Genomic DNA, 20,621 nt, shown 5'->3' with positions numbered 1-20,621 from the left:
CCCGCCGAGCCCGGGTCACCGGTTGGCAGCCCGAGGTGCTCCGATTCCCCGCTCGATCTGGAACGGCCCGGCCGCCGACGGCCGCACGTCGAAGTCGAAGATGGCCGTGGGGATGTACACCGTCGAACAGGAGTTGGGGATGTCCACGACACCCGAAAGGCGGCCTTCGATGGGCGCGGCCCCGAGCAGCAGGTAGGCCTGCTCCGGGCTGTAGCCGAACTTCGTCAGGTAGTCGATCGCGTGCAGGCAGGCCCGCTGGTAGGACAGGTGCGAGTCCAGGTACTTCTGCTCCCCGTCCAGGGTCACCGAGGTGCCGGAGAAGGCCAGCCACTGGCTGAACCGCGGGTCGACGGTGCCCGGCAGGAAGATCGCGTTCTCCCCCACCCCGTAGGTCTCCATGCCGCCGCGGATGATGTCGACGCGCAGGTCGATGAAGCCGCCCATCTCGATCGCACCGCAGAAGGTGATTTCACCGTCGCCCTGGGAGAAGTGCAGGTCGCCCAGGGACAGGTTCGCGCCGTCGACGAACACCGGGTAGAAGATCCGGCTCCCCTTCGACAGGTTCTTGATGTCCTGGTTCCCGCCGTTCTCCCTCGGCGGGGCCGTGCGGGCCGCTTCACCGGCCACCCTGGCGAACTCGGCCTCGGGCAGGCTGCCCAGCACCGCATGTTCCGCCTCCGGCGGCAACGCCAGCGGCGGCACCCGGTGCGGGTCCGTGGCGATGAGGGCACCTTCGCGCTTATTCCAGGTGGCGAGCAGCTTCGCCGAGGGGGCCGTGCCCATCAGGCCGGGATGGATCAGTCCGGTGAACGAGACTCCCGGGATGTGCCGCGACGAGGCCACCTGCCCGGTGAAGTCCCAGATGGCCTTGTAGGCATCCGGGAACTGCTCGGTAAGGAAGCCACCGCCGTTGTTCCGGGAAAAAATGCCGGTGTATCCCCAGCCCTGACCGGCGAGGGGGCCGGAATCCTCCTGCGGGATGGCGCCGACGTCCAGGATGTCCACGATCAGGAGGTCGCCCGGCTTCGCTCCCTCCACCGCGAACGGTCCGCTGAGCTTGTGCACGGTGAGCAGCGGGGCGTTGAGGATGTCCTCGGCCGAGTCGTCATTGACGATCGCGCCGTCAAACCACTCCCGGCAGTCGACCCTGAAGGAGCTGCCTGGCTTGACGGTTGCGACCGGCGGGACCTCCGGATGCCACCGGTTGTGCCCCACCTTCTCCTGGTCTTCGAATTTCCTGCTCGAATCCAACGGGAACAGTTGCTCTGGCATGTGGAACCCCTCTTTTTCGGTGCCGGGCGTAGGCGAACTACGGGCGCGGCAGTTTCCTGTGGAGCGGATTGGCCGTGAATTGCGCACCGGAGCCTGGCCGTCGCCCCGGGAGCGCGGACTCGACCACCTCCGGTTCGGAGGCACTGCGCGCAGACGAGTCGATCAGGCCGAACGCGGCGGACCCCGCCGCAGACAGGTGGGGGGCACTCATCAGCCGGCGGGCGGGCGCTCGGCAGGTGGGACAGGCGACGCTCTCCGGGGCCGAACCCATCGGGTGCGTCTGCTCGAAACGGGCGCAGACGTCGCATCTGAACTCATATATCGGCACGGGTTGTCCACTGCATCGTCGTCTTCTCCCGGTGTCGCAGCATCGCTGGTGCGCTTCCTGACCTGGTTCTGGACCGTCGTGTGAACATATTCGGGGTGACACCCGAAGTCAACAACGGCACGGGACCGGCTGATTCGCTCGAAGCGGGGAGATTTGCAACAGAACGTTAACACTTCGGCACCACGTTGGACAGGTCCGCGACCTAGGATCGACATGCACGAGCTGCGTCTCCCTGACCCGCGCTGACACCCCCAAGCATTTCGTGATCCACAGTGCAAGTGACAAGCTCGACTACCCGGTTTTAGCCATTTCTTCACGCACCTACCAAGCAGGGCTCCACATTGACTTCCCCCCACTCCCCCCTTACGCCCGCTGAGACCCGAGACCGGGTCTTGGGCGCGCGCGGCGTGCTTTTCGACCTTGACGGGGTTCTCACCCCCACCGCCGAGGTGCACATGAGCGCCTGGTCGCGACTGTTCACGCCGTTCCTTGCATCTCACGACGTCAAGTCGTACACCGACGCCGACTACTTCGCCTACATCGACGGCAAACCCCGCTACGACGGTGTGCGCTCCCTCCTCGCCTCCCGCGGCCTCACCCTTCCCGATGGCGAGCCCACGGATGCGCCTGAGCTCGAAACCGTCTGCGGGCTCGGCAACCGCAAGAACAAGGCCTTCAACGAGACCCTCGCCGAAGACGGCGTGAGCCCGTATCCGGGTTCCCTCCGGTTCCTCGACGCCGTCGTCGCGGCCGGCCTCAAGGTCGCCGTGGTCACCAGCTCCCTCAACGGGGAGATGGTGCTCACCGCCGCGGGCCTGCGTGACAGGTTCGAGATCGTCGTCGACGGCGTGCGCGCCCGCGCCGAGAAGCTCGCCGGCAAGCCCGCGCCAGACACCTACGCGTTCGCCGCCGAACTGCTCGGCCTCACCGCCGCCCAGTGCGTTGTCGTCGAAGACGCCGAGTCCGGCATCCAGTCCGGCCGCGCCGGCGACTTCGGCCTGGTGCTCGGCGTCGACCGCGGAGTCGGCTCGCACGTGCTGTTCGAAGCCGGGGCCGACACCGTCGTCACCGACCTCGACGAGCTCCTGCCGCTGATCGGCAGCACCGTCCTCACCCCGAGCGGAGTCCACGCATGACCCTCGACGCGACAGTCCAGAACCTCGCCGATCCGCTCGACCGCAGCCGGTTCCCGCTCGACGAATGGGCCCTGGTGGAGACCGACTTCTCCGGCGACGACATGGGCCGCACCGAGACCCTGTTCGCCGTCGGCAACGGCTACCTGGGCCTCCGCGGCAACGTCGACGAGGGCCGCGACGGCCACGTGCACGGCACCTTCATCAACGGGTTCCACGAGACCTGGCCCATCCGGCACGCCGAAGAGGCGTTCGGTTTCGCCAGGGTCGGCCAGACCATCGTCAACGCCCCGGATGCGAAGATCATCCGCATCTACGTCGACGACGAGCCCCTCGTGCTCACCCTGGCCGAACTACTCAGCTACGAGCGCCGGCTCGACTTCGCCGACGGCATCCTGTCCCGCTCGCTGGTCTGGCGCACCCCGTCGGGCAAGCAGGTGCTCATCCGCTCGCGCCGCCTGGTCTCGTTCACCGAACGCCACCTCGCCGTGCTCGAGTACGAGGTCACGATGCTCGACTCCGACGCATCAGTCGTCATCTCCAGCCAGACCCTCAACCGGCAGGACGGCATCGGCGAGTACGACCGGCCCAAGTCCGGCTCTGCCAACGACTGGGATCCTCGCCGCGCGGAGTCGTTCACCGACCGGGTGCTGCAGCCGCGGTTCAAGCGCGCCAACAACGGCCGCTACATCCTCGGCTTCCGGTGCACGAACTCGGGCATGACCATCGCCACGGCGTCTGACCACTCGATCGACACCATCAACGACTTCGACGAGTCGTCGCAGCTCGGCGACGACCTCGCCAAGCACGTCTACAAGGTGAAGGCCAAGATGGGCAACCCCATCCGCATCACCAAGCTGCTCAGCTACCACACCTCCGCCGGGGTGCCCACGCACGAGCTCGCCGACCGCTGCGACCGCACCCTCGACCGCGCCAAGGAGACCGGCGTCGCCGCCATCATCCAGGAGCAGCGCGACTGGCTCGACGCGTTCTGGGCCCGCACGGATGTCGAACTGACCGGCCAGCCTGCCCTGCAGCAGGCCACCAGGTGGAACTTCTTCCAGCTCGCCCAGGCGTCCATGCGCGCCGACGGCCAGGGCGTCTCGGCCAAGGGGGTGTCCGGTTCCGGCTACGGCGGGCACTACTTCTGGGACACCGAGATCTACGTGCTGCCGTTCCTCACCTACACCTCACCGAACGCGGCCAGGAACGCGCTGCGGTTCAGGCACGGCCTGCTCGACCACGCCCGCGCCCGCGCCACCGAGCTCAACCAGCTGGGTGCGCTGTTCCCGTGGCGCACCATCAACGGCCTCGAATCCAGCGCCTATTACGCGGCCGGCACTGCGCAGTACCACATCGACGCCGACATCTCCTATGCGCTCAGCCAGTACGTCGCGGCCACCGGTGACGAGGACTTCCTCGCCCGCGAGGCCATCGACATCCTGGTGGAGACCGCTCGAATGTGGGCCGACCTGGGGTTCTGGCGTGGCAACGGCAACGACGTGTTCCACATCCACGGCGTCACCGGGCCCGACGAGTACACCACAGTCGTCAACGACAACCTGTACACGAACATCATGGCCCGCTCCAATCTGCGCGCCGCCGTGAAGAGCGTGCGCCGGCTGTACTCGGTGGACCGGGCGTCGTTCGACTCCATGTGCGCCAGGCTCAAGCTCGACGAGGCCGAGGTGATGGAATGGTCATTCGCCGCCGAGGCGATGCACATTCCCTTCGACCGCACCCTCGGCATCCACCCGCAGGACGCCCAGTTCCTCGAGAAGGAACGCTGGGACCTGGCCGCGACGCCGCCGGAGAACCGGCCGTTGCTGTTGCACTACCACCCGCTGGTGATCTACCGCTTCCAGGTGCTCAAGCAGGCCGACGTGGTGCTGGCGCTGCTCTTGCAGGGCGACCAGTTCACCCCGGAAGAGAAACGCGCCGACTTCGACTACTACGACCCGCTGACCACCGGCGACTCCACGCTGTCGGATGTGGTGCAGTCGATCATCGCCGCCGAGGTGGGTTACCACGAGCTCGCGCTGAACTACTTCACCTCCGGGCTGTTCGTGGACCTCGCCGACCTGCACCACAACGCGCAGGACGGCGTGCACGTCGCGTCCGCCGGTGGGGTGTGGAGCGCACTGGTCTTCGGGTTCGGCGGTCTGCGCGACCACAGCGGGCGCATCACGCTCGACCCGCGCCTGCCCGAGGACTGGGATGAGCTGATCTTCCGGGTCACGCTGAAGGGCAGCCGACTGCGCGTGGCCATCACGCAGACCAGCGTGCACCTCAGCCTCGAAGAAGGCACCGAAGCGCGCCTCACCGTGCGCGGCCTGCAGGTCGTCGTGACGGCCGGTCAGCCGGAAACGGTTCCGTTGTCGCACCAGGGCGCTCGCGACCCGGGTGCTCCCACGGCGGCGCTCATCGAGAGCAGCCGGCGCGCTGACGGCACCGTCATCACGTCGTCGATCCCCACGATCGCGCACATCACCGAGCAGATGCCCACGCTCGACTAGCGTTCGCGCCAGAGGGCCGTGCCTCCGTTTCGCACCAGCGAGCGGATGCGCGGCCCTTTCTCTGTCCGAACCACTCGACAACCGGTGGGTCACCAGGTCTCGACAAGCTCGACCAACGGGAAGCTCCCGCTCAGTAAAACCCCTCGCGACGTGCCCGCGATCCGCGATCCTGATACGGTGTGGCCACGAAGTTAGCCCGTGGCCGAGGCCACCCGTTGCAAGGATCCGCATGACGATTCAGGCGTATTTCGACTCGATCAAGGCCAAGACCGGCCTCGGCCCCGAGGACTTCCACCGGCTCGCCGCCGAGCGAGGGCTGCTCGGTCCCGATGTTAAGACCGCCGACATCGTCGCCTGGCTGAAGGCCGACTACGGCCTCGGCTCCGGTCACGCCATGGCCCTCGTCTCGGCGCTGGGCCAGGTGCCCGGCCAGCGGCTGTCGGTAAACGACAAGGTCGACGCCCAGTTCACCGGCGCCAGGGCGCACTGGCGCGGCACCTACGACGCCCTGCTGGCTCACGCCCGCCAGTTCGGTGAGGTGAACCTGGCACCCACCAACACCTACATCAGCCTGCGGAAGGGTGGCGGCAAGTTCGCGATCGTGCAGGTCACCGCAAGTCGCCTCGACCTGGGCCTCAAGCTGCCCGGCGTGCCCGGCACCGAGGCGCTGGAGGCATCCGGCAGCTGGAACAGCATGGTCACCCACCGCCTGCGCCTGGCCGACCCGGCCGACCTCACCGCCGAGGTGTTCGACTGGCTGCGCCGCGCCTACGAAACCGCCGCGTAGCCGCCGCGTAGCCCGCCGCGTAGCCCGCCGAGCCCGCGAGAGCGGCCTCGTGGCTGCTTCAGGTCGCTCGAGGTGACCACAGCCCCGCTTTCGCGGAGGCGCAGGCGCACCAGCGATACTGGATGAGCACCCCTCAGCAAGGAGATCATCGTGGATTCCGACACCGTCGTCGCACCCGTCCTTCCCGCCGACCGCGCCCGGCCGCCGCTGGCCATCCGCGGGGCCGTCCTGACGGCCACCGGTGCCGCCAGGCCCTACCGGTCGTCGAGGCCGCTGGAGATCCTCGACCTGCAGCTCGAGGGTCCAGGCCCCGGCGAGATCCTCGTCAAGATCGAGGCCGCGGGCCTCTGCCACTCCGACCTCTCGGTGGTCAACGGCAGCCGGGTGCGTCCCACCCCGATGCTGCTCGGCCACGAGGCGGCCGGCCGGGTGGTGGCGCTGGGCGCCGGGGTCGGTGACCTTCGGGTGGGCCAACGCGTGGTGATGGCGTTCCTGCCCCGTTGCGGCGCCTGCGCCGGCTGTCAGACCGACGGCAAACTGCCCTGCATCCCCGGCAGTGAGGCGAACAATGCGGGCACTCTGCTCGGCGGCGGCCGCAGGCTCACCCACGACGGCAGCCTGGTGAACCACCACCTCGGCGTCTCGGCCTTCGCCGATCACGCCGTGGTCAACCGTTTCTCGGTGGTGCCCGTCGATGACGACGTGCCACCGGACATCGCCGCCGTCCTCGGCTGCGCCGTGCTCACCGGCGGCGGCGCGGTCATCAACGCGGGCCGGCCCGGCCCCACCGACACCGTCGCCGTCGTCGGGCTCGGCGGCGTCGGCATGGCCGCCCTGATCACCGCGCTCTCCCTCGACGTTGCGGGCGTGATCGGCGTCGACTCGGTGCCCGCAAAACTCGATCAGGCCCGCACGCTCGGTGCCGGGGCGGTCTACACCCCCGCGGAGGCGCTCGAGCAGGGCATCCGGGCGAACGTCGTCATCGAGGCGGCCGGGCATCCCCGGGCCTTCGAAACGGCCGTGCGTATCACCGCCGCGGGCGGAACCACCGTCACGGTCGGGCTCCCCGCGGCCGATCAACTCGCGTCGGTGTCCCCGCTCACGATCACCGCCGAGGCGCGCACGATCATCGGCAGCTATCTCGGGTCCGCAGTTCCCGCGCGGGACATCCCGTTCTACGCCCAGCTCTGGCGGGAGGGCAAACTGCCCGTGGAGAGCCTGATCTCCAGCCACATCCGGCTCGACGACATCAACGAGGGCATGGACACCCTGGCCGACGGCAACGCCGTGCGCCAGATCATCCTCTTCGACTGAGCCACGCGCCCGGCTCCCGGGTCAGCCGCCCTGCCGCAACTGGTGCCGGTGCGGACAACTGCACCCGGCACACCGGGTGCACATGTCCGCACGGGCAACAGTTAGCCGCGACCGAAGCCCGCGCCGGAGCCGCCTAGAGGTGGCGGAGGGTCTCCAGGACCACCACGGCGGAGCGTTCGGCCGCGTCGTCCACGTGGGTGAGGTGATCGCCCACCGGACCGCACAGGTCCGAGATGCCCCGGATGGCCACGAACGGCACACCGTGCGCGAAGCAGGTCTGCGCGATGCCCTCGGACTCCATATCGGTGCAGAGCACCCCGGGGAACTCCTCGCGCAGGCTCTCGGCCAGCTCCGCGCCGACGAACTTGTCGTTGGAGACCATGAGCCCGCGCTGCACGACCAGGGCCGAGCCGTCGGGCATCCGGGTCGGGCTCTCGGCGGCGGTGAGTGCCGCCGCATCGCCGGCGTATCGGGCCGGCATGCCGGGCACCTGGCCGAGCACGTAGCCGAACGCCCGGGCATCCGCGTCGCTGCTCAGGTATTCGTGGCCGATCACGACCTCACCCACCTGCACCTGCACGCCCACCCCGCCGGCCGACCCGGCGCTGATCACCAGCGGCGTGGCCCCGGGATGCCCCGCGCGGGCGGTGAGAATCGCGGATGTCGCCGCTCCGGCCGCGTTGACCAGCCCGATGCCGCCCTGCACCAGCAGCACGTTTCGCCCGGCCAGCGTCAGCCGGTATTGCAGGGCCCTGCCCACGCTGACCGGTGGCGCGGCGGCAGCGGCGGCAGCGGCGGCCGCGAGGAACGGCGCCGCCTCCTCCGCCATCGCGACCAGGATGATCGCGTCAACGCTGCCGGCGTCAGTCGGGCCGGGCTCAAGGCTGGAGTCGTCGGTGCTCATGCGGTGACGTTGGCCCAGCCCGCGCGGCCGTCCAGGAACACCGTCACGGCGTCCTGGGCGGCACTGAGCGAGTGGTTCGCGCCCCAGCCGCACTGCACCTCGTTGGCCGCGGGCACCTCGGTGGCGCCGAGGATGTCGGTCATGGTGGCCTCGATCAGCTCGAGCACCTCGGTGTACTCCGGCTGGCCCTGCAGAATCAGGTAAAAACCGGTCTGGCAGCCCATCGGCGAGAAGTCGATGACGCGCGCAGAGTGGTTGCGGGAGTGCTCGGCGAACAGGTGCTCGATCGAGTGCACCGCCGGCATCTCCAGGTGGGCCACGTTGGGCTGGGTGAACCGCACGTCGTACTTCACGATGACGTCGCCCAGCGGCAGAACCTTGGTGTCGGCCAGGCGCACGTATGGCGCGACGACGGTGCGGTGATCGAGGTTGAACGACTCGACGTTCATGCGTGGCTGGTTCACGGGATCTCCTCAAGACGGTGGTGTCAGCTCGGTTCGAGGTGACCAATCGACAGTAACAGGCAGGCCTTGAGCCGGCCGGGAGTGTTTCCCGCACAGCCGGCGTCGAGGCACAGCCGCCCGGGCGGGTGCGGGATACTGGCCCGATGACAACACGGGGGTTCATCAGGATGACGGCCGGCGCTACGGTCCTCGCGCTCACGCTGGCGCTGACGGGGTGTGCGCCCTGGGCCGGGCTGGCCACCGGGGCGCCCGCGGAGATCAGGGCCGTGGTCGACGAGGCTCTGACCGAGATCCGGGCCACCCCCGGCGTCGCCAATGCGACCGCGGAGCTCCGGGTCAGCCGCAGCGACGCCCAGGATGGCGCACTGGCCACCGACCCGGACCTATGGGACGCCCAATTCACGGTGCAGGCCGACAACGAGGGCGTGGACGTGCCGGCCCTGGCCGTTTCGGTCGCCTCGGCCACGCGGAACGGCACCGTCTCGATGAGTTCCGTCGTGCGGATTCCGGGCGAGAAGGGCGCCGCCGATGTGTCGCTGAGCTTCTCGCCGCCCGGCATCGGCGTGATCACCAGCCTCGATCCCGAGCCGATGGCCAATGCTGCACTCGCCCTGCGCGACCTGCCCGGAACCCTGTCGGTATCGGTGTTCCAGCACGGCGAGCCCGTCGCCATCAACGTCGAATCGGCCGCGGTCTGGGCCGAGCTGACGACAACCATCCGGGCGCTGCCCGACTTCGGCAGCGGAGCCCTGCCGGCGGTCACCCTCACCGCGCCGGCGGCGGGCTCGGGCGAGAATTCCTCGCTGACGATCGACCCCACCTCGCCCGGAACCGGCCTCGTCCGGTTTCTCACCGAGCTCAGCACCGACCGGTCGGTCACGTCGGTGCGCTTCAACGGTGGCGACAGTCTCATGGACTCCGCAGCGTGGCGGCCGAACCTGAGCGTGCGGGTGGCCGCGCCCGGAGACATCGACGATGTGGCCGGACTCCTCACCACGCTCGATGGTTCTCAGACCCAGGTCGACGGCCTCCCGCTGGCCTCCTTCGACGTCTCTGCGGCCACCGGCTCAACCGAGACCGTCAGCGGCTACCTGGGTCTGCCGCTCGGTTCGGCCGAGCCCGACGACCGGCTGGCCGGGCTGCCCGGCGCCACTCCCCCGGCCGTCGTCGACCCGGCGGATGCGGCCACCCGGATTGCGGACGACCTCACCCTGGTGACGGCACTGCTGGATGCCGCCGGCGACACCGCGGGCATCCGCGGGCCGGCCGCGGTCGCCACCGCTCCCTGCACCGACGGCTCCGACGGCTCCGACGAGCAGGTTGCGGGCTCGGTCGTGATCCCGATCTTCGAGATCGCCGACAACGCCGACGAGGCGTTCGACGCGATCACAACGGCCTGGGAGATCGGTGGTTTCTCCCGCTCCGACCGCGCGATGGGAACCGACTTCTACTCCGTGCCGGACGGCAGCCTGGAGACCCTGTCGATCCGCGGCACCGCCGCCGGCATCGCCATCAACGCCACGGCGCCCTGCGTGCGCTCTCGATAGGTCAGTCACCCAGCCTGGGCGGATGCGCCATACTTGCAGCCTTGGTGATCGCGCCAGGGGGGATTCGGGGGAAACCATGTTCAGAGCCACGTCCACGCTGCCGATCGCGGCCCTGGTGCTGCTGGTGGCTCTCACCGGCTGCACGCCAGGCACCAGCCTGATCCCGGAAAGCGCCGCCGATGTCACCGCTCGGGAGCTCGACGAGGTGGCCACACCGGACTGGACCGTCGACGCGTCCCTGGTCGGCGACCCCGTCGTGGCGGACGGGGTGGTTCTCGCCTACACGAAGGCGTCCTCCGGCTCACTGCAGGTCGAGGCCTGGGACGCCGCTACCGGCGAACCGCTCTGGGCCGACAGTGCCGTGACCGGTGCGGTGACTGTCGGTGTGCAAGCCTCGGCCACCATCATCAGCGACGGCGACAAGCACTACGCCGCCTACCTGCGCCCTGGCGACGACAGGGACTGGCAGGACCTGGTGCTGGCGGACCTCACCACGGGAACCGTCGTTCCGCTGACCGACAACCGGGTCTGGGCCACCAGCCGACCGTCAGCCTGCGCCGACGAGACCGACATCTGCCTCACGGGCTGGAAGCAGACCGCCTACGACGCCGGCCGGCTGAACTACCGCTTCAGCACCGCCGGTGGCGAGATCGCCCCGGACACCGACCTGGTACTGCCGGACTCGGCGCGCCTGCTCGGCAACCGGGTCTACTCCACCGACAGCCGACCCCCGGAAGGCACCGAGATGCTCGGCAGCAGCGCCGACGGCGAAATTCTCTGGGAACGCCCCTACCAGGACGTCTTCGGTGCGGGCACCTCCTCCGACGGCGGTTGGGCCTGGGTAGAGGAGACGACCACCGGCCTGTTGATCGGCAGCGGAGGTGCGTTCGAGGCCTCCCGTGCGGAGGCCACCGAGTTCACCACCGACGCCACCCAGCGGAGCGTCGTCGCGTTGGATCCAGAAACCGGTGCAACCGTGTGGAGCATCGACGGTGCCGATTTCTGTGACCTGTACGTTGACGCAGAAGCCCGGGCCGACGGCAAGCGCACCCTCTGCGTCTTCAACTCCGGCACCACGTCTGTGGTCAAGAAGTCGGATGGATCGGGTTACGACTCCGCCAGCACCGACTTCGACGTCGATCTCGTCGGCGTCGACGTGGCGACGGGTGAGATCGACTGGACCCTGCCGCTGGGCGGCGATGACTACAACGGCACCAGCGAAGACAAGAAGGTGACCTTCGCCTCGTCCTCCGCCGACAGGGTCATTCTCATCGACGGCGAGTCGACAATCGTGAACGTCATCACCGGGGACCGCACCCAGCCTTCGGCGGAGGCCGTCTACGCCTGCAACGTCAAGCGGGAGCCGCTCGTCGTCCTGTATCCGGGTCTCGGCGAGACCCGGCCTTTCCCCGGCGGCTTCGACCTCCAGGGCTGCGACGAGGCCGGCGAGCTCAGCGACACGTTCTCGATCGGGGCGGTGCGGATGGTCGGAGTCGACGCCGGCGGCGGACACCTGATCGTCGCCTCCCCCGGCGCCCTCCTCGGCTTCACGGTCGAGGACTAGCCGGCTCAGGGCACCCGGTAGCCCGCGGCGCGGAACATCTCGTACCACTCGGCGCGGGTGAGCGGAATCTCCGAGCCCAGCGCGGCCCCGGCCACCCGCTCGGGGCTGGTGGTACCGAGCACAACCTGCATCCGGGCCGGGTGCCGGGTGATCCACGCCGTGGCGATCGCGATCGCGGGAACGTCGTAGGCCGCGGCGAGGCGGTCGATGACCGCGTTGAGCTCGGGGTATTCCGTCGAGCCCAGGAACACCCCGGTGAAGAAGCCCGCCTGGAACGGCGACCAGGCCTGCACGGTGATGTCGTTCAGTCGGCAGTAGTCCAGGATCCCGCCGCCGTCGAGGGTGAGGGACTGCTCCTCGCCGGCCATGTTCGCCGCCACGCCCTGCGCGATGATCGGCGCGTGGGTGATCGACAGCTGCAGCTGATTGGCCACGAGTGGCTGGCGCACGTGCTTCTTCAGCAGGTCGATCTGGCGCGGGGTGTGGTTGGAGACGCCGAAGGCACGAACCTTGCCGGCCGCCTCCAGCTCGTCGAACGCCCGGGCGACCTCTTCGGGTTCCACCAGGGCGTCGGGGCGGTGCAGCAACAGGATGTCGATGTGGTCGGTGTCAAGCGCGGCCAGCGAGCCATCCACGGACTCGATGATGTGCTCATAGGAGAAGTCGAAGTACGGCCCCTCCCCCACAATCCCGGTCTTGGTCTGGATGGTCAGCTCGTCCCGCTGCGACGGCGTCAGCCGCATCGCCTCGGCGAACCGGCGTTCGCAGCCGTGCAGGTCGCTGCCGTAGACATCCGCGTGGTCGAGGAAGTCGATGCCGGCGTCACGGGCGGTGCGCACCAGTTCGCGCACCTCGTCGTCGGTCTTCTCCTGGATCCGCATCAGGCCGAGCACAACATTCGGGGCGACGATCTCGGTACCGGGCATGGTGAAACGCTTCACAGTGGTCCTCTCAGGTGATGCACCGAGGCGGGTGCTGCACGATCGAGCTCGCGCCGCTGCGGTGTCATTCCACCGTATTGAGGCGTGCGCCAGAAGTACAACAACATGCGTCGATGCCATTGAGAACCCGGGAGGGTCAATGCGCCGACGCACGCTTAAGAGGACAAAGGCCGGAAATACGGACGCTGCGCCCGATCCCGTCCTTTTTAAGTCACTTCTTCCTCATTTCGGGCCGCGGGTCCGCCTGCGGATGCGCCGAGAAAGACGAAAGGCCCCCGGTTTCCCGGGGGCCTTTCCTGTTCGCGCAGATTATGTATCCATCGTGCACTTACGTACTGTGCGCGAGGGGGGACTTGAACCCCCACATCCTTTCGAATACTGGCACCTGAAGCCAGCGCGTCTGCCAATTCCGCCACTCGCGCGAACTTGGAAATCCTAGCATTCCCCAGGCCTCCAACGCCATTCGACGCAGATGGGTTGCCTCTTGCCCGTCGAAGCCGACCGCAACCCACCCCATTAGTGGCCTGGCACCAGTACCCCCGTAGGATGACTTCCCGTGCCCCGACCTTGCCCATTGGGCGAGTTAACACGTGGGCCAAGTAACATGCACATAGCCAAACGGACCGGATCGGGAGACCTGTGGGCATACTGGATAACTTTGAGAAAGGTCTTGAGCGCGCCGTAAACGGCGCATTCGCCAAGACCTTCAAGTCGGGCGTGCAGCCGGTGGAAATCACCTCGGCGCTGCGCCGCGAGCTTGACACCAAAGCCGCGGTCGTCTCGCGTGACCGCATCCTCGCGCCCAATCGGTTCACCGTTCGCCTGGCCGAAGCCGACTACCGCCGCATGACCGATCTGGGCACCGCCCTCATCGACGAACTCAGCCAGCTCGTGCAACAGCACGCCGCTTCACAGGGCTACCAGTTCACCGGCGCCGTATCGATCGCCTTCGCCAACGACCCCGGCCTCAGCGAGGGCATGGTGCAGGTCGACTCCACCTCGGTCAAGGGCACCGTCGCCTGGACTCCGGTCGTGGACATCAACGGTCACCGGCACCCGCTGATCAAGTCCCGCACCGTCATCGGCCGCGGTTCGGATGCCGACATCACGATCGACGACACCGGCACCTCTCGGCGTCACGTCGAGATCATCTGGGACGGTGCCCGCGCCCAGGTGCGCGACCTCGGCTCCACCAATGGTTCCCAGCTCAACGGCGCCTCGGTGAAACAGGCCATCCTCGAACCCGACTCGATCATCACGATCGGCCGCACCCGGATTGTCTTCAGGGTCGTCGCCCAGGCCGGCACCGACCGTGCCGAGGCCCGCCGCGTCGACGAGTCCACCCAGCGGCACGACATGGGCGGTTTCTGGGGGCCGAACACATGAATCCCAGTGAACTGACCCTGCTTGTGCTGCGCCTGGCCTTCCTGCTGGTGCTCTGGCTGTTCATCTTCGGCATCGTCTACGCCCTCCGCAGTGACCTGTTCGGTCAACGGGTGCGCAAGATGTCCACGGATGCGCCCGCAGCGGCCGCCGTGCCGTTCGCCACCCCGCCGCCCGCGCCCGTTCCCGCCGGAGCGTTCGCGCAGGCCCCCTCGGCCTCGGCGTCCGCGCCCACCGAGCAGCTCTCCCGCCAGCAGGCGCCCGCTCCGGCCGGCCCGCAGAAGGCCACCACGCAGACCGCCACCCGCCTGGTCATCACCTCAGGGCCCAAGGCAGGCACCGAGTTCCCGCTCGGTTCGGAGCCCATCACCATCGGCCGCTCGAGCGATTCGAGCCTGGTCATCCGTGACGACTACACCTCCACCCACCACGCGCGTCTGATGCTCTGGCACGACGACTGGATGCTGCAGGACCTCGACTCCACTAACGGCACCTTCCTGAGCGGCAAACGCGTGACGGTACCCACCTCGGTGCCGTTGGAGACCACCGTCAAGATCGGTGCGACCAGCTTCGAGCTTCGGCGGTAGTGCATGGCATCGGTTAGTCACAGCGCAGCCGCGTCCAACGTTGGCAAGATTCGGTCCAACAACCAGGACTCCGGGTACGCGGGACACTCCCTGTTCGTCGTGGCCGACGGCATGGGTGGGCACGCCGGCGGCGACGTGGCCTCCGCCATCGCCACCAAGCGCATCATGGAGGCCGACAAGACGTATCTGTCGGCCCAAGACGCCGAGTTCGCGCTGCAGGCCGCCCTGATCGCCGCCAACTCCCAGTTGGCCGAAACCGTGTTCGAGCACGCTGAGCTCACCGGCATGGGCACCACCGTCAGCGCCCTCGTGGTGCTCGGCGACCAGGTCGCCATCGCGCACATCGGCGACTCCCGCATCTACCTGTTCCGCGAAGGCGAGTTGTCCCAGATCACCACGGACCACACCTTCGTGCAGCGCCTCGTCGACAGCGGCCGCATCACCGAGGCCGAGGCGATGGTGCACCCTAGGCGCTCCGTTCTGATGCGGGTGCTCGGTGACGTCGAGTCCTCCCCCGAAATCGACACGTCGATCCTCGCCACCCGCGCGGGCGACCGCTGGCTGATCTGCTCCGACGGGCTCAGCGGCGTGGTGTCGAACACGGGCATCGCCAACGCGCTGAAATCCTCCCTCGATGCCCAGGCCGTCGCCGACCGCCTGGTCAAAGAGAGCCTGGACGGCGGCGCCCCCGACAACGTCACCATCGTCGTGGTCGACATCGGTTTGGGCGAGGAACGCCGCGGCGAACCCATCGTGGTCGGCTCGGCCGCCGCGCCGCTGGCCTTCGGTGAAGAGCCCACCCGCACCCGCGCCCCGCGCATCCCGTCGCTGCGTCTGCACCCGGTGCGCGAGACCCACTTCGAGCCCGACTCGCAGGATTACCTGTCCGAACTGATCGAAGAGGATGCGCGCCGGGCCCTCCGCCGCAAGGTCACCTGGCTGGCCGCCATCGTGCTGCTCGTCGTTGCGATCGTCGGCGCCGCCCTCCTCGGCTACCAGTGGTCGCAGAGCCGCTACTTCGTCGGCGTCGAAGGCAGCACCGTGGCCATCTACCAGGGCATCCAGCAAGACCTGGGTCCCATCAAACTGTCCAGCGTCTACGAAGACACCAACCTGGAACTGAACCAGCTGCGCGTCTACGACCGCCAGCAGGTGGAACGCACCATCAGCGCGTCGTCGCTGGAAGACGCCAAACTGATCGTGGAAAGGTTGAGCAATGCCCCGGCAGAGTAATCCGTCCACGGATGCCCGCGAGGCCGCTCCCCAGACCGGCAAGATCCGCCGGCTGCACCTGCCGCAGAAGCTGCGCAATCTCGAGCTGTTCCTGCTGATCATCGCCTGCGGCATCAACCTCGGTGCCGTCGTGCTCGTGCAACTCGGCGCGCTCGGCCGCATCGACACTACCCTGGTGCTTCTGGGCGCCAGCCTGTCCGGCCTGGTCTTCGCGATGCACGTCGTTCTGCGGTTCGTCGCGCGGGAGGCCGACCCGTTCATCCTGCCGATCGCCACGCTGCTCAACGGCATCGGCATCGCCATGATCTACCGCATCGACATCGCCAACGAGGAGTCCGGTTGGGCCAGCGCCGCCGTGCGCCAAACCGTGTGGAGCGGCCTGGCCATCGCCTGCGCCCTCGCCGTGATCCTCATCATCCGCAACCACCGCGTGCTGTTTCGGTACACCTACGTGGCCGGCTTCGTCGGTGTCGCTCTACTGTTGCTGCCGCTGGTTCCCGGTCTCGGCCGCGAAGTGAGCGGCGCCAGGGTCTGGATCGGCTTCGGCTCGTTCGCCACCTTCCAGCCCGGTGAGATCGCCAAGATCGCCCTGGCCGTGTTCTTCGCCGGTTACCTCGTGCGCAACCGCGACAGCCTGTCGATGGTGGGCAAGAAGTTCTTGGGCATGCGGTTCCCGCGTCTGCGCGACCTCGGCCCGATCCTCGTGGTCTGGGCCCTGTCGATGTCGGTCATCATCTTCCAGCGCGACCTGGGCACCGCACTGCTGTACTTCGGCCTGTTCCTGGTCATGCTCTACCTCGCCACCGGACGACTGAGCTGGGTCCTGCTGGGCATGGCCCTGTTCCTCGGCGGAGCCCTGATCGCCAGCCAGACCCTCGAATACGTCAACGGCCGGTTCACGAACTGGCTGGATGCGCTCAATCCGGCCGTGTACGGCGCCGACGGCGGCAGCTACCAGCTGGTGCAGGGACTCTTCGGCCTGGCCAAGGGCGGCCTACTCGGCACCGGCCTCGGCCAGGGCCGCCCTGAGCTCACCCCGGTTCCGCAGAGCGACTACATCATCGCCAGTCTCGGTGAGGAGCTCGGCCTGGCCGGTATCTTCGCGATCCTGGCCCTCTACCTGCTCCTGGTCGCCCGCGGCTTCCGCATCGGCTTCGCCGGGCAGGACGACTTCGGCAAGCTGCTCGGGGTCGGCCTCTCGTTCGTCATCGCCCTGCAGTGCTTCATCGTCATCGGCGGTGTCACCCGGGTCATCCCGCTCACCGGCCTCACCACCCCGTTCCTGGCCGCCGGTGGCTCTTCCCTCGTCGCCAACTGGATCATCGTGGCCCTGCTGCTGCGATTGAGTGACACAGTGCGCAACCAACCTCGGCTGGTGGTCTAGATGAATCGTGAACTCAAGCGCGTGAGCATCGTGGTGATGCTGATGTTCGTGGCCCTGCTGGCGTCCACCTCGGTCGTTCAGGTCTTCCAGTCCGACAACCTGTCAGCGGATGACCGCAACACCCGCACCCTGCTCGACAGCTACTCGGTCGAGCGTGGCGCGATCCTCGCCGGCGGCGAGCCCATCGCCCAGTCGCTGCCGGTCGACGACAACTACAAGTTCCAGCGCACGTACAGCAACGGCCCGCTCTACGCCCCGATCACCGGTTTCATCCCGGTCAACGGCGCACCCACCGGGTTGGAGCAGGCCCTGAACGGCGAGCTCAGCGGCACGTCCAACGCGCAGTTCTTCGACCAGATCTCCAGTGTCGTCACGGGGCAGGACCCGAAGGGCGCCGCCGTGGAGACCAGCATCGACCCGGTCGCCCAGCAGGCCGCCTGGGATGCCTTGGGCGAGAACACGGGCTCCGTGGTCGTCACCGAGCCCAAGACCGGCCGCGTCCTCGCGATGGTCTCCAAGCCGAGCTACGACCCGAATACCCTGGCCGTGCACGACAGCGCAGCGGTCAACGACACCTACGACGCCCTCGTCGACGCTCCCGGCGACCCGTTGATCAACCGCGCCATCAACTCACTCAACCCGCCCGGCTCGGTGTTCAAGCTGGTGGTGGTGGCCGCGGCCCTGGAGTCGGGCCAGTTCACCCCCGAGAGCACCTTCCCGAACCCGGCCACGTACACGCTGCCCAATTCCAGCTCCGTCGTGATCAACTCCGGCGGCGGCACCTGCGGATCCGGAGACACCGTCACCATCGCCACCGCCTTGCGACTGTCCTGCAACATCCCGATGGCCGAACTGGGTCTGCAGCTGGGTGACGACGCAATTCGGGAGATGGCTGAAAAGTTCGGATTCAACTCCGAATTCAGCATCCCGCTGCCGGTCACGGCCAGTGTTTACCCCGAAGACCCCGATGAGGCCCAGACCGCGCTGTCGGCGTTCGGCCAGACCAGCGTGCGGGCCACCCCGCTGCAGATGGCGCTGGTGTCGGCCACGATCGCCAACGGAGGCATCGAAATGCAACCCAACGTCGTCGACCAGATTCTGGCCCCTGACCTCAGCCCACTGCAAAAATTCGAACCCGTCGCCGCTGACCGTGTGATCAGTGCCGAAACAGCGGCCACCATGACCCAAATGATGGTCAACGGGGTCCAGGACGGGGCCGCGAGCAATGCAAGAATAGACGGAGTCGACGTGGCGGGAAAAACGGGGACTGCGGAGAACGGCGCCGACGATCCATACACCCTGTGGTTCACCGGATTCGCGCCCGCAGCAGATCCGCAATACGCGATCACCGTTCTCATCGAAGATGGCGGGGGACTCGGTCAGACGGGGTACGGCAACTTGCTTGCCGCACCGATAGCGAAACAGGTACTAGAGGCGGTGCTGAATAAATGAGACCCACAGCAGGGCTCACCTTCGGGGGACGATACGAACTGCAATCCCGCATCGCCATCGGCGGTATGGGCGAGGTTTGGCAGTCCGTCGACCTGGTGATCGGGCGCACCGTCGCCATCAAGATCCTTAAAGACGAATACCTCGGCGACCCCGGCTTCCTGGAGCGCTTCCGTGCCGAAGCCCGGCACGCCGCTCTGGTGAACCACGAGGGCATCGCCAACGTCTTCGACTACGGCGAAGAAGACGGCAGCGCCTTCCTGGTGATGGAGTTGGTGCCCGGTGAGGCACTGTCCACCATCCTCGAACGCGAGCACACTCTGCCCGCCGACAAGGTTCTCGACATCGTCGCCCAGACGGCCGCAGCGCTGCACGCCGCGCACGCCGCCGGTCTGGTGCACCGCGACATCAAGCCGGGCAACCTGCTGATCACGCCCGAGGGCCGCGTCAAGATCACCGACTTCGGCATCGCACGCATCGCCGACCAGGTGCCGCTCACCGCGACCGGCCAGGTCATGGGCACGGTGCAGTACCTGTCGCCCGAGCAGGCCAGCGGTCGTTCGGCGTCGCCGACCACGGATATCTACTCGCTGGGCATCGTTGCCTACGAGAGCCTCGCCGGCCGCCGCCCGTTCACGGGCGAATCTCAGGTGGCGATCGCCATGGCTCAGATCAACGAGCAGCCGCCGGACCTGCCGGACACCGTGTCGGAACCGGTACGCAACCTGGTGATCTCCTGCCTGGCCAAGAACCCTGCCGAGCGTCCCGCCTCCGCCGCGCACCTGGCGCGCGCCGCCATCGCCCTGCGGCGCGGCGACGTCGCGGCCGCGGCAGCATCCGTTCCTGCCGTGATGACCGGCCTCACCCCCACTGCAGCGACCATGCTGATGCCGGGAGCGGGCTCCGACGACGCCACCCAGCTGATGCCGGCCGCCGCTGGTGGAACGCAGCCGGGCACCCGCGCCGAGGCCGCCGCCGCGGCAGCCGACTCCAAGAAGAAGAAGAAACGCAGTCCCTGGACCTGGCCGCTGATCGCGCTCATTTCCATCCTGGGCCTGGTGCTTGTCGGCACCCTGGTGACGCTCTTCATGCAGCCCGCCGCCACGCCCGAACCTGCTCCCACCAAGACCTCGGCCGCTCCGGTTCCGTCGAAGACCCCCACGCCGACCCCCACGCCCACCTCCAACACGGTGTCGATCAACGAGGGCGACTTCCTCGGGCTCACGAGCTCCGCGGCCCGGGACAAGCTCAGCGAGCTGGGTCTCAGCGCGAACGTGGTGGCCGATCAGGCGGCCGAGTCAGCCGACCAGGTCGACACGGTCTACGGCATCAACCCCACCGGGTCGGTCGCCAAGGGCACCCAGATCGAGGTTCGCGTCTACGGCCCGATCGCCCTGCCCGAGGCGCCGACAGGTACGCCAACGGTCACGTCGGCGAAGCCGTCCCCGCCCGCCAGCGCCGTCACCATCAGCTGGCCGGCACAGTCCTGCCCGGCCGGCCAGGAACTGGCCGGTTACGAGGTACTCGCCGAGGGCAACGGCGCAACGTCGCCTGGGCCCATCGGAGCGGATACCACCACCGCCACGGTGACCGCGGGAACCGATGACTTCACGGTCAAGTTCCGCTACTTCTGCGGTGACGTGGACTCGGAGTACTCGGGCACGACCACTGTGGACGTCGCGGCGGTCGCCACCCCGCCCACCACCCCGCCAACCACCCCGCCTGCCGGTTAGGCGTTCCTTCCGAAGGCGGGCCGCCCCAGCGGCTGCCCGCCTTCAGATCTTGACTAAAATGACCAACAGTGTCCGCGAGCAG

17 protein-coding genes and 1 tRNA gene are annotated in these 20,621 nt (G+C 68.0%); 12 read left to right on the top strand and 6 right to left on the bottom strand.

Annotated elements, in window-relative coordinates; translation table 11 throughout:
* Window positions 1-15: 15 nt before the first annotated feature.
* On the bottom strand, window positions 16-1,272 hold the full coding sequence (gene fmdA / locus ACEN2M_RS07495) for a formamidase (protein WP_441647482.1): 1,257 nt from the start codon (window positions 1,270-1,272) through the stop codon (window positions 16-18).
* A 37-nt stretch (window positions 1,273-1,309) separates the two neighbouring features.
* A complete protein-coding gene (locus ACEN2M_RS07490; protein ID WP_441647481.1) occupies window positions 1,310-1,600 on the bottom strand; it encodes an FmdB family zinc ribbon protein in 291 nt (96 codons plus the stop codon).
* A 407-nt stretch (window positions 1,601-2,007) separates the two neighbouring features.
* On the opposite strand from ACEN2M_RS07490, the gene ACEN2M_RS07485 reads away from it, so the two are divergent.
* The 4 genes from ACEN2M_RS07485 to ACEN2M_RS07470 all read left to right on the top strand — a co-directional run bounded on the left by ACEN2M_RS07485 (window position 2,008) and on the right by ACEN2M_RS07470 (window position 7,350).
* Window positions 2,008-2,736, top strand: a complete 729-nt coding sequence (locus ACEN2M_RS07485; protein ID WP_441647480.1) for an HAD family hydrolase — start codon at window positions 2,008-2,010, stop codon at window positions 2,734-2,736.
* Window positions 2,733-5,249, top strand: a complete 2,517-nt coding sequence (locus ACEN2M_RS07480) for a glycoside hydrolase family 65 protein (protein WP_441647479.1) — start codon at window positions 2,733-2,735, stop codon at window positions 5,247-5,249. The genes ACEN2M_RS07485 and ACEN2M_RS07480 overlap by 4 nt, the downstream gene beginning before the upstream one ends.
* 229 nt (window positions 5,250-5,478) lie before the next feature.
* The gene (locus ACEN2M_RS07475; protein WP_441647478.1) at window positions 5,479-6,036 is read left to right on the top strand and encodes a DUF4287 domain-containing protein; all 558 of its coding nucleotides are present in this window, start codon (window positions 5,479-5,481) and stop codon (window positions 6,034-6,036) included.
* Window positions 6,037-6,243: 207 nt separating this feature from the next.
* The gene (locus ACEN2M_RS07470; RefSeq protein WP_441647585.1) at window positions 6,244-7,350 is read left to right on the top strand and encodes an alcohol dehydrogenase catalytic domain-containing protein; all 1,107 of its coding nucleotides are present in this window, start codon (window positions 6,244-6,246) and stop codon (window positions 7,348-7,350) included.
* Between the two features lie 133 nt (window positions 7,351-7,483).
* On the opposite strand, the gene mtnN is transcribed toward ACEN2M_RS07470, so the two are convergent.
* Both mtnN and ACEN2M_RS07460 read right to left on the bottom strand, forming a co-directional pair.
* The gene (gene mtnN / locus ACEN2M_RS07465) at window positions 7,484-8,254 is read right to left on the bottom strand and encodes a 5'-methylthioadenosine/S-adenosylhomocysteine nucleosidase (protein WP_441647477.1); all 771 of its coding nucleotides are present in this window, start codon (window positions 8,252-8,254) and stop codon (window positions 7,484-7,486) included.
* Window positions 8,251-8,703, bottom strand: coding sequence for an S-ribosylhomocysteine lyase (locus ACEN2M_RS07460; protein ID WP_441647584.1), 453 nt, complete (start codon window positions 8,701-8,703; stop codon window positions 8,251-8,253). Before ACEN2M_RS07460 ends, mtnN begins: the two co-directional genes overlap by 4 nt.
* A 158-nt stretch (window positions 8,704-8,861) precedes the next feature.
* Here ACEN2M_RS07460 and ACEN2M_RS07455 point away from each other — a divergent pair, with 158 nt between their 5' ends.
* Both ACEN2M_RS07455 and ACEN2M_RS07450 read left to right on the top strand, forming a co-directional pair.
* Window positions 8,862-10,265 carry a hypothetical protein gene (locus ACEN2M_RS07455; protein WP_441647476.1) on the top strand — a complete coding sequence of 468 codons (1,404 nt, stop codon included), beginning with the start codon at window positions 8,862-8,864 and terminating at the stop codon, window positions 10,263-10,265.
* Window positions 10,266-10,341: 76 nt separating this feature from the next.
* Window positions 10,342-11,829: a hypothetical protein gene (locus tag ACEN2M_RS07450; protein ID WP_441647475.1), complete on the top strand. Its 1,488-nt coding sequence runs from the start codon at window positions 10,342-10,344 to the stop codon at window positions 11,827-11,829.
* Window positions 11,830-11,834: 5 nt separating this feature from the next.
* Here ACEN2M_RS07450 and ACEN2M_RS07445 read toward each other — a convergent pair whose 3' ends face one another.
* Window positions 11,835-12,770, bottom strand: coding sequence for an aldo/keto reductase (locus tag ACEN2M_RS07445; protein WP_441647474.1), 936 nt, complete (start codon window positions 12,768-12,770; stop codon window positions 11,835-11,837).
* A 338-nt stretch (window positions 12,771-13,108) separates the two neighbouring features.
* Window positions 13,109-13,192: transfer RNA gene (locus ACEN2M_RS07440), tRNA-Leu, on the bottom strand.
* 217 nt (window positions 13,193-13,409) lie between these two features.
* Here ACEN2M_RS07440 and ACEN2M_RS07435 point away from each other — a divergent pair.
* The 6 genes from ACEN2M_RS07435 to ACEN2M_RS07410 are packed head-to-tail and all read left to right on the top strand — an operon-like array spanning window position 13,410 to window position 20,539.
* Window positions 13,410-14,156 (top strand): FhaA domain-containing protein, encoded by a 747-nt coding sequence (locus tag ACEN2M_RS07435; RefSeq protein WP_441647473.1) that lies wholly within the window; start codon window positions 13,410-13,412, stop codon window positions 14,154-14,156.
* Window positions 14,153-14,740, top strand: a complete 588-nt coding sequence (locus ACEN2M_RS07430; RefSeq protein WP_441647472.1) for an FHA domain-containing protein FhaB/FipA — start codon at window positions 14,153-14,155, stop codon at window positions 14,738-14,740. The genes ACEN2M_RS07435 and ACEN2M_RS07430 overlap by 4 nt, the downstream gene beginning before the upstream one ends.
* 3 nt (window positions 14,741-14,743) lie before the next feature.
* Window positions 14,744-15,973 (top strand): protein phosphatase 2C domain-containing protein, encoded by a 1,230-nt coding sequence (locus tag ACEN2M_RS07425; RefSeq protein WP_441647471.1) that lies wholly within the window; start codon window positions 14,744-14,746, stop codon window positions 15,971-15,973.
* The gene (locus tag ACEN2M_RS07420) at window positions 15,957-17,357 is read left to right on the top strand and encodes an FtsW/RodA/SpoVE family cell cycle protein (RefSeq protein ID WP_441647470.1); all 1,401 of its coding nucleotides are present in this window, start codon (window positions 15,957-15,959) and stop codon (window positions 17,355-17,357) included. The genes ACEN2M_RS07425 and ACEN2M_RS07420 overlap by 17 nt, the downstream gene beginning before the upstream one ends.
* Window positions 17,358-18,809, top strand: coding sequence for a peptidoglycan D,D-transpeptidase FtsI family protein (locus tag ACEN2M_RS07415; protein WP_441647469.1), 1,452 nt, complete (start codon window positions 17,358-17,360; stop codon window positions 18,807-18,809).
* On the top strand, window positions 18,806-20,539 hold the full coding sequence (locus ACEN2M_RS07410) for a protein kinase domain-containing protein (protein WP_441647468.1): 1,734 nt from the start codon (window positions 18,806-18,808) through the stop codon (window positions 20,537-20,539). Before ACEN2M_RS07415 ends, ACEN2M_RS07410 begins: the two co-directional genes overlap by 4 nt.
* The last annotated feature ends 82 nt before the right edge of the window (window positions 20,540-20,621 follow it).

Origin of the sequence: Cryobacterium sp. W22_MBD10_FK3, from assembly GCF_052113745.1 — a bacterium.
Classification (GTDB): Bacteria; Actinomycetota; Actinomycetes; order Actinomycetales; family Microbacteriaceae; genus Cryobacterium.
Note: the sequence above shows the minus strand (reverse complement) of the source record. Positions and strands in the feature narration are given on the sequence as shown.